This window comes from Limosilactobacillus balticus (genome assembly GCF_014145615.1).
GTDB lineage: Bacteria > Bacillota > Bacilli > Lactobacillales > Lactobacillaceae > Limosilactobacillus > Limosilactobacillus balticus.
Genome location: NZ_JACIVH010000056.1, coordinates 1 through 11,428, shown reverse-complemented (window position 1 = coordinate 11,428; position 11,428 = coordinate 1). Strand labels below are relative to the sequence as shown.

Below are 11,428 nucleotides of genomic sequence, written 5' to 3'. Positions count from 1 at the left end.
TCATCATTATCAAATACCGCCCCAGCTGGGAAACCATCACTGACAAGAACATAGCCTTGGTTCTCAAGTTCCTTGATTTGATCAGCTGTACTGTAATCAATGGCGCTACCTGGCTTACCAGTTAAGTTACCTGAAGTTGCGATCTGTGCATTATTGTTATCTTGGTCAACATAGTTAACAACTGCAGTTTGATCATTAATAACTGGAGTATAGTGGACTGGTGTGTCCTTACCAGGGTCAGTTGGTGTTACCGTTGGTACTTCAGGGACAAAGCCAGGAATTGTTGGTACCGGTTCATTTGGTGTTACCGTTGATGGATCGGTTGGATCAGTTGGGTATTGTGGTTGTGGTACGTCTGGAATTGGCTTACCAGTTGGGTCAACTGGCACAATCTTACCATTCTTAGCATAACTTACAGTAACCGTGTAATTGTCGTTTTCGTGAGTAAGTGTTACACCCTTAACGTTGACACCATCACCATCACGATCAACATTAACCACGTGGTAACCTTCGACAACCGGTGTCTTCACACCTGTAACAGATTGACTACTACTCCAAGTCAATGGAGTTGTCCATTGACCGGTTACCTTATCAAGAACCCCTTGAGCAGTAAAGTTAACAGTTTGTTCAACTGGTTCACTGATCTTGTTGCCATCTGCATCAACATATTGAACAGTCCGCGTAACATTCTTTGTTACTTGGTCAGAACCTTGTGGGTACTTAGGACCGTCTGGATCGTTAGGGTTGATTGGTTCACCTGGCTTTCCTGGTTCATTAGGGTTAACTGGTTGTGTACCATGGCGGAATGTAACAGTGAAGACTTGATCGTGACCCTTGTCATTATCAAAGGCTGCATCTGCTGGGAAGCCATCATTGACAAGAACATAACCCTTGTCAGTAAGGCTCTTAATTGTGTCAGCAGTACTGTAGTTAATCTTGTCACCAGGTTGACCACTTAAGTTACCAGAGTTAGCCAGTTCTTCATTGTTAGTCAAGTCAATGTAACGAACTTGAGCGTTTTGAGTATTGTCAACTGGGTTGTAAACAACTGGCGTATCCTTAGTTGGTACTTCTGGAGTTACTGTTGGCGTTTCTGGAATGTAACCAGGAATTGTTGGTACTGGTTCGTCCGGTGTTACCTTAGTTGGATCTGTTGGATCGTTAGGGTAACTTGGCGTTGGTACGTCTGGAATTGGCTTACCAGTTGGGTCAACTGGCACAATCTTACCAACCTTCTTGTAAACAACTTCTGTTACAACATTTGGATTATCAGTAGTTGCTGTCAATCCACCAGCAGTTGTAACTTCAGCAACGTAGCCATCGATTACTGGAACATTAATCGTTCCGAACTTGTGGCTAGTTTCGTTCCATGAACCTTCAGTGATTGTCTTACCAGTTACAGAATCAATTACATCTGGTGTTCGAGTGAATTCACTGGTTTGAACATTGTTTTCACGAAGCGTATTACCATTTTCATCAACAAACTTAATTGTTTGTGAGGCTGGAATGTTTTGGCCATTTTCAGTAGTAGTACCGTTTGGTGCGTAGTTTACGTATACATCGTAACTTGAGTCATTGTGAGTAAGTGATACGCCCTTAACGTTAGTACCATCTGCATCACGACTTACGTAAGTTACGTGCATACCATTAATAGCTGGTGATTCAACAGCCTTCACATCTTGAGCTGGTGTCCAAGTTAATTGACCTGGGCCAGTAATCTTACCATTTTCAATCGTTACTAACTTACCAGTTACCTTATCAACAGTTCCATTAGCAGTGAAGTTAACAGTTTCAGAAACTGGATCAGCTACTTGGTTACCGTTTTGTGTATTAACAAAGTGAACTGTCCGGGTAACTTCCTTTTGTAAATCAGTCTTGTCGTACCCAGCACCTGGATGTTCTGGGTTAACTGGTTCAGTACCATGAGTTAAGTGAACAGTAAAGCTATGAGTACCAGTAGTGGAGAATGTGTATCCATCAGCTGGGAAGTCGTCGCTTACCAATTCGTAACCTTGGCTTTCGTAGTTAGCAATTGAACCCTTAGTTGAGTAGTCACTTGCCTTACCTTCAAGACCGTTCAACGAATCAGTCTTAAGAGTTGAGCCAGTTACATCATCAATGTAAGTTACAGTGGCTTGAACATTTTGACGGTAAACAACTGGGGTATCAGTAGTAGGTACTTCTGGAGTTACAGTTGGAGTATCTGGAGTGTAACCAGGAATACTTGGAACTGGTTCACCTGGTGTTACCTTGGTTGGATCAGTTGGATCGTTAGGGTAATTTGGCGTTGGTGCATCTGGAATTGGCTTACCAGTTGGGTCAACTGGGATAATCTTACCAACCTTCTTGTACACAACCTTATCAGTAACGTTAGGATTATCGATTGTAGCAGTCTTACCACCAGCAGTTGTAACTTCGGCAACATAACCAGGGATTACTGGAACATTAACTGTACCGTAAGTATGGCTAGTAGCATTCCATGACCCTTCAGTAGTCTTACCTTCAGCATCAGTAATATCTGGAGTCCGGCTGAAGGTGAAGTCGCTAACAGCTGGAGCATGAAGTTCATTACCATCTTCATCAACAAATGTAACAGTTTGTGTTGATGGAATAGTCTTAGCGCCATCTTGGTGGGTACCATTTGGAGCATAGTAAACATTTACAAGAATGTTACCGCTCTGGTTATTGACAGTAATCTTAGCAACGTTATCGCCATCCTTTTGATCAGCTGGAGTCACGTTTGCGACATGCATACCATTAACAGCTGGTGAGTCAACAGCATCAAAGTCATGACTCGTAGCGTTCCAAGTCAATTGACCGTCACCAATGATCTTACCATTTTCGACAGTAACCAACTTGTGAGTTACGTTATCAACAGTACCGTTGGCGATAAAGTCAAATGATTGGCTTACCGAATTTGCAACCGTATTACCTTGTCCATCAAGGTAGTTGATAGTCCGGGTAACAGTTTTCTTTAAGTCAGTTGCACTGTATCCTGCACCTGGATGATCAGGATTTACTGGGGAAGTACTGTGAGTCAAGTGAACATTGAAGACATGTTCACCAGTAGCAAATGTGTAACCATCAGCTGGGAAATCATCGCTTACTAACTTGTAGCCTTGGTTTTCGTAACTGGCGATTGAACTCTTAGTTGAGTAATCACTCTTATTACCTTCAACACCATTTAATGTATCAGTCTTAAGAGTTTGACCTGTAACATCATCAACATAGTTTACTGTAGCTTGAACATTTTGGTGGTAAACAACCGGTGTATCCTCGCCTGGCTTATCAGGAGTTACGGTTGGTACTTCTGGTGTGTAACCAGGAATTGACGGTACTGGTTCATCAGGTGTTACCTTTGATGGATCGGTTGGATCGGTTGGGTATTGTGGTTGTGGTACGTCTGGAATTGGCTTACCAGTTGGGTCAACCGGAATAATCTTACCATTCTTAGCGTACGTAACCGTTACCGTATAACTATCATTTTCATGAGTAAGTGTTACACCCTCAACATCATTACCAGCGGCATCACGATCAACGCTTACTAAGTGGTAACCATCGATAAGTGGTGATTTAACTACAGAAACAGTTTGATCATTACTCCAAGTCAATGGAGTTGTCCATTCACCTGTCACCTTGTCAAGGACACCCTGAGCAGTAAAGTTAACAGTTTGTTCAACTGGATCACTGACCTTGTTACCATTTTCATCCACGTATTGGATTGTCCGCGTAACATTCTTTGTTACTTGGTCAGAACCTTGTGGGTACTTAGGACCGTCTGGATCGTTAGGGTTGATTGGTTCACCTGGCTTACCTGGTTCATTAGGGTTAACTGGCTGAGTTCCATGACGGAAAGTAACAGTAAAGACTTGATCATGATCCTTGTCATTATCAAAGGCTGCATCTGTTGGGAAGCCGTCATTTACAAGAACATATCCCTTATCTTCAAGACTCTTAATTTCATCAGCAGTACTGTAGTTAATCTTGTCACCGGGCTGTCCAGTTAAGTTACCAGAGTTAGCCAGTTCTTCATCGTTAGTTAAGTCAATATAACGAACTTGAGCATTTTGAGTGTTATCTACTGGCGTGTAAACAACTGGTGTATCCTCGCCTGGCTTATCAGGAGTTACGGTTGGTACTTCTGGTGTGTAACCAGGAATTGTTGGTACTGGTTCGTCCGGTGTTACCTTCGATGGATCGGTTGGATCGGTTGGGTATTGTGGTTGTGGTACGTCTGGAATTGGCTTACCAGTTGGATCAACTGGCACAATCTTACCATTCTTAGCGTACTTAACAGTAACAGTGTAACTATTATCATCATGAGTTAGCGTTACACCCTTAACATCATTACCAGTAGCATCACGATCAACGCTTACCAAGTGGAAGCCATCAATAACTGGTGATTTAACCGCAGAAACAGTTTGATCAATACTCCAAGTTAATGGAGTTGTCCATTCACCTGTTACCTTGTCAAGGACACCCTGAGCAGTAAAGTTAACTGGTTGTTCTACAGAATCACTGACCTTGTTACCATTTTCGTCCACGTATTGGATTGTCCGCGTAACGTTCTTTGTTACTTGGTCAGAACCTTGTGGGTACTTAGGACCGTCTGGATCGTTAGGGTTGATTGGTTCACCTGGCTTACCTGGGTTAGTTGGTGTTACTGGTTGAGTACCATGACGTAATACAACTGTGTAGGTTTGAACAGTACCATCATCGTTATCGTAAGTTGCACCAGCTGGGAAGCCATCATTTACAAGAACGTAACCCTTATTTTCAAGGTCTTGAATAGTTGTAGCTGTGCTGTAATCAATCTTGTCGCCAGCCTTACCACTCAAGTCACCAGAAGTAGTAATTACCTTGTTACCTTCATCTGCATCAACGTAATTTACAAGAGCCTTTTGATCCTTGGCTGGAGTTACTGGGTTGTAAATAACCGGAGTATCTTCAGTAGGTACACCTGGCGTAACAGTTGGGGTTTCTGGTGTGTAACCAGGAACATCGGGAACAGGTTCGTTTGGCGTTACCTTTGTTGGATCGGTTGGATCATTTGTGTAAGTAGGTGTTGGTGCGTCTGGGATTGGGTTATGATCTGGATCAACCGGAACAATCTTACCAACCTTCTTGTAAACAACAGTAAATACTCGGTTGCGTTGGGCATCACTCTCGTCATGAGTAGTAGTGAAGCCACCCGCAACGTACTTACCACCTTCGTTAGTGTAACCGGATACTGCTACATAGCCATCAATTACTGGGACAACCTCAGCAGTAAAGTCATTGCTGTCTTGATTCCAAGTACCACGTGAAACAAGGTCACCAGTTTCCTTATCATAAGTGTCACCAGTGTAGTTATAAGTAAAGTCTTGCGTCTTGGTTGGTTTTAATTCAATCCCCTGATCATCAACATACTTAACTTTTTGTGATGCCTTTACTTCTCGTTGATCACGAATTACTTGATCATTCTTGGTATAAGTTACAGTTGTTTCACTAGTTGGGTTATCAATAGTTACAGTAGCACCGTCAACAATCTTCTTATCAGCGTGGTAACCATCAATCTCTGGTGACGTTACGTTGTTGAAAGTATGACTTTCAGGAGCCCAACCCTTATCCTCAATTTGCTTACCAGTTACGTTATCGAATACTAAGGTGTGAGCAAATGTAGTATTTTGTACATTGTCATCAGCAGCCTTTGTACCATCAGCGTAAACATAGTGAACTGTTTGAGAGCCATCCTTAGTTAAAGACTTATCATCCGTACCATTTGGCCACTTAGGACCGTCTGGATCGTTAGGATTAATTGGTTCACCTGGAGTACCTGGCTTGTCTGGAGTAATTGTTGTGGTGTTATGAATGAAGTGTACTTCATAACTACCGCCATTTTGAGGCATTGTAGTTACATTAAAGTTGTCACTCACAAGCTTGTAACCCTTATTTTCAAGTTCGGCAATTGAGCCTGCAGTACTGTAGTTAAGTCCTTCACCTGGCTTTGCAGTGATTGACTTGTCGTACGAACTTAAGTCAGTATGACCTTCACCAGTAGTGTCATCAATATACTTAACAGTAACTGTTTGATCTTGAGCATCCTTAACGTAAGGAACCTTGACATCTTCGCCTGGGTTACCTGGAACTGGGTCAACTGGATCACCTGGCTTACCAGTTTCTGGGTGGTAGCCTGGAACAGTTGGTTTTGTACCTGGAGTAGTCTTAGTTGGGTCAGTTGGATCGTTAGGGAATGGTGTAGATGGTACACCTGGAATTGGGTTTCCGTTTGGATCAACTGGAACAACACTACCAACAGGCTTATAAGTAACCGTCTTTTCAATGTCATTTTGGGTTACGGCAGTTTCTGGAACATTAGCTTGGTCAGCGTAGTAACCGTTAACAACTGGTGTATTTACTTGATCATAAGTAGTTTTTTGACCATCCGGAATTTCCCAGTCAGTGGTGTATTGACCACCAGGAATAATTTCGTTAGTTACGGCATCAACTGTAACTGTCCGGGTCCACTTAGAGTTTTGAACTTGGTCAGCTGGAGTCTTATCTCCGGCACCAACATAATGAACTGTTTCCTTAACATTCTTAGTCAACTCATTTGGATCTACACCATGCTTATCTGGTGTATCTGGAGTTACTGGCTGTACACCATGTTTCATATGAACAGTAACAGTTACGTCCTTATTACCTTCAATTTCAGCTGGGATTGTACCATCAGTACTTACATATACATAGCCTTGTTTTTCAAGACCTTGAATAGTAGTTGAAGTGTTGTAATCAACCTTAGTTCCAGCATCTACTGAACCAGTATTGTATTCAGTATTAGGAATATCAGTGTTAGTAGTGTCATCGTGGTAAACAACCTTTACTGATCCCTTTTCAATAGCTTTCTTCAAAACAACGTTGAATACTGGGCCTTCTTGCGCAATAGTCACTGCATTATTCAAACCAGCCTTTTCAGCCGCTTCTTGAATAGCTGCTTTGGTCAAGCCAGAAACGTTGTACTTGTTAGTTCCTTCTTTAACTGCTTGTGCCCATTGATCATTAGTCTCATTGTACTTATATCCTTGAGCATTATTTTTAGCAGTTGCAAGATCAGATTCATAGGTAGTGTAATCAATGGTGTTAGCAGTAGCGTTACCAGCAGCATTAAATTCAACATTACCTTGTGCATCAATCTTCACTGGATTACCAGTTACAGTACCAACAATTGCTTGACCATTATTTGTAATTGGCGTTGCAGTATTGTTACCATCTTGCTTAAGGTAATTAATAATAGCAGTTTGCTTACCAATGTGGATAATTTCATCTTGTTCTTCATTAAGAATAGTTGTGGTAGTTGATACACCATTCTGCCCCTTTGAAGTATCAAGAGTTTTTTCACCAGTTGATGGGTCAACATTGTAGTAAGTAGTTGTAGTTGTCCGCTTTAATCCATTAACACCCTTTTGAACAAGTTTAACTTGACCAGGTTGAAGGTTTTCATCATATACAATCTTAACATTGTAATCTTGAACTTCTTGTTTTGTATCATCTTCTTGCGTCGGAATAATAGATGCAACTAATACCAAACGTTGTGAGTTAAGTGGATCAAAACCAGTAGTATTTCCATTATCGCCATCACCGCTATTATAGTTACCAATTGGCGTACCAGTCTTTTTATCTACTGGATTATAACCTGAACCAGCAGTAATATCGTTTCCACTAACTACGTGTCCTGGCCACTCAGCGGTATTTCCAGATTTACTGTACTTAGTTGCTAAGTGTTCAATATCAGTCCAGTATTTATCTGAACTATTTTCAAAATTCTTAATTGATTGAGCAATACTATCAGAAGTAGAATCATCAAAAGTATAGTTATTATCGTTCAAGTTCTTGTTGTTCCACTTAAAGACATAATACTTTTGACCAGTTGCATCAATTAATCCAGGCCCCATTGAATAATAAAGGTTACCCGCACCACTATGACCGATAACTTGCGAATTCTTTTCCCAGTTAACATACTTAGCACCATCAATTTGGAAGACAGTTGAAGTATTAGCACCAGAAGTCAATGAGTAAGCAAAAATTTCACCGTAGTAATCATCGTAATCACTTTGCCCGTCAAATGTTGCATTAGGACCGACATAAACTTCAGGGTGAGTATTTGATGCTTGAGAAATAATATTAAAGTTGTCAGCATATGGACGTTTTTCATTATTAGCAGCATTAGTCAACTTATAACGGAATGTAGCATCGTGTTCTACTCGGAATTTAGCATTTTGTCCCATTCCGATGTAGTTACCTCCACCGTAATAACCAGATGCATTCTTACCATCAGAAGTCATAATTAACTGTGAATGTGGCGAGACTTCAACTACACTGTTGGCATCAAGCAATAATCCTTCACCATTACCCTGATTATCAATATGGATAATACTGTGGTCACCAGTAGTAAAGGTTGCGGTATAGCCTAACACAATTCCGCCACGCCCAGTAATATTCATCGTAGTACTATCACCAAGCGTCATTGTATTTTTGTGCTTAGCGGCTTCAGCAGACTTATCACCTGTTCGACCATTTTCCCAGCCTTCTAAGCTAGAATTATTTGCTACGGCGCTTGTTCCACCAAACGGTTCGTTAATTACAACTGCACGTCCGTGACCAGCATGAATATTAATTGTTGCGCTATCACCCGATGTAAATGTTCCATTATCAAGAATGCGAACACCTGCGTTAGCATTATCAATGCTTGAGCTTTCTTCATTAGCACGAGAAGCAGTTTGCGCATCCTTTAAATTAATATTCAAATTAGCATTAATACCGACATTAATCTTACCACCGTCTGGTTCATTAATACCATCACCAGTAATCGAACGATTAATATTTAATGTAGCACCTTGTTCAACATTAACATTTGAAGCTGTAATGTTGGCAGCCTTCCAGTTATCGACTGTAGCGCCAGGATGATTACTACCAATTTGTTGTGTTAGCTCAGCACTAGTTAATGTTGTTGAATTAAACGCATCCACATTAGACGTAACGTTACCCTTAATATTAACAGTACCATTACCAGTAACCGAACCATTTACAGTAACATCAGCAAGCGTTAACTGGCCGTTATTAACAATTTTGCTTTGACCAAGGTTTAAGACAGCCCCGTCAATACCGTGGATAGTAAAATTACCATTAATAGTTAAACCATTACCTAGTAAAGTGCCCAAAAATCCAGGGGTAATATTACCCTTAATATTTACACCTTGAGCACCGCTTAAGACAGCATTCTGGAGGCCGTTCCAGTCAGTAACAGTCTTGTAAGTACTATATTCATCATTTGTTGTTGAACTAGAGACAGCTGATTGGGCAGCTGCACTATTGTTATTTGCTGTTTGAACCAAGCTTGTGAGAACGCTTGCGTAGTTTAAGTCATTGTTTACAGCAGATGAACTAACTGTAAATGATTGTGTGGCAACAGCGCTTGCGGTACTTGCTTGTACGTTTGAACTAGCAGTTGATGAGTTTTGAACAGCTGATGCACTGTTTTGTTGTGCAGATGAAGCACTATTTTGAGCAGCTGCACTATCAACATTGCTTGAAGCATCAGCAACAGCAGCGCTGACAGCAGCTTCGTAATCATTAGCAGCCTGTGCCTTAATGTCACCTGCTGGATTTTGAACGGCAGCAGATGCGTTATTATTTTGATTTTCAGCAGTAGCGGACTTCAAAGTAGAAGTACTTGCTGAATTTAATGTAAGATTGTGATCTGTTTGTTCTGCTGAATCGCTCCCAGAATCAGAATCAGCATTTGCAGTCGTACTATCTGCTGAGGCAGTTCCTGCAGCAAATGTCATACCAAGCAAAACAGACGCTACACCAACAGATAGCTTCTTAATGGTGAAACGTTGCTTTTTGGGTTCATATTTTTTAATTTGTTCTTCCCAGTTATTATGCGATAACATAATTTATGTGTCCCCCTTATTAGGCTTTATTGACAAACTAATTATACAAATTAACAGTGCACATAACTTGTTTACATTTACTAATATATAGTTTCTAAGAAAAAAGGCAACCTTATTTTTAAACTATTTTCTTTCAGCTTTCAGCTTTTTTTGAATTAAAGGGTGATAACTGCCTATTATATCAAGATTCTTTACTTTGAAAAAAATAGTGTTTTTTATTAAAAAAATTTACAACATATGAAAAAAACGTCATTCTTATTTCGGCTTATCTCCTCGTTTTACTTATCACCAATAAAGAGCATCGATAACCGCCCTCTTCCCCAATTATACAAGAAACACAATAATTATTTTCTTAATACAGTTCTTCTATTTGATTCGCATTATTTTGTGTTTATCTTATCCACAATTAATCAACCACTTAACTTAATGATTGTTCATTTCCAATCAATATTTATCGGGTGTTTAGCAAAAAGTGAGAAAGAGATAATTAGTTTAATCCTCAATTGCCCGCATCACTGTCTGGATGGGCTTCATTTACACAGCAATTTCTCCCTGCTAGTCAAGCAACACCTATGCCGAACACAAAAAAGCGGATACTCACCACTTTCGATGAGCATCCGCATTTCACTAGTTCAGCGCTTTTAATTAAGTTATGTCTTTCAGGGGGAATGATATTATCTTAATTATTTATCAGCTTTGCGTTTTTTAGCATGACCCACAGAACCGAAGAGACTTGTGAAAGCAGCAAGGCTCAAGCCAGCTAATGCACTGAACTTAGACGAATCATTACCAGTTTGCGGCAATGTCTTCGCTGATTGCTGGCTATTACTGTTAGTTGCACTATTTTGTGATTGACCAGTTACATTTTCGATTACTGAACCGTCATTAGTCTTCGTCACAGTTCCATTATTAATTTCAGCACCGTTTGGATGATCAATTGCACCATTACCAGAGTTCGTGTTTCCACCATTATCAGGGGTTACAGTACTTACATGAACAGTAACAGTTACTGTATCTCGTGAACCATCCGGGTAAATAATAGTAATTGTTTCAGAATGCGAACCAGGTTTCTTGACATCTTGACCTACTTGGTCTGAATTTGTCCAGGTGTACTTGGTGCCAACAGGAAGCTCTGCCTTGTTCTTAATACCATCTGCCGGATCTGGAACTTTACCTTCCGGAGTAGTAATCGGTTGTGTTTCTGGCGTGTATTTATCCGTATCACTTGCCGTGCTTGGCTTTGCAACATGAACTGTGACTGGCACTTCGTCCCTGGACCCGTCTGGGTATGTTACCACAACTGTTGCCGGCTTATTTCCTTCGGTACTTACATCTGGCGTATCCTTCCACGTGTACTTTGTACCGGCTGGTAACTCGCCCTTGTTCTTGATCCCGTCAGCTGGATCTGGGACTACACCAGTCTTCGTATTGATTGTTTGACCTTCTGGCGCGTACTTATCCGCATCACTTGCCGTGCTTGGCTTTGTAACATGAAC

Annotated in this window: 2 protein-coding genes; both read right to left on the bottom strand. The window is 40.9% G+C overall.

Annotated features, from left to right (window positions below):
- Window positions 1–9,932: mucin-binding protein (locus tag H5S10_RS02860; RefSeq protein WP_182588642.1), on the bottom strand; the 9,932-nt coding region annotated here is incomplete at its 3' end.
- Between the two features lie 683 nt (window positions 9,933–10,615).
- Window positions 10,616–11,428 (bottom strand): Rib/alpha-like domain-containing protein (locus H5S10_RS02855; RefSeq protein WP_182588641.1); only part of this gene is annotated, 813 nt, incomplete at its 5' end.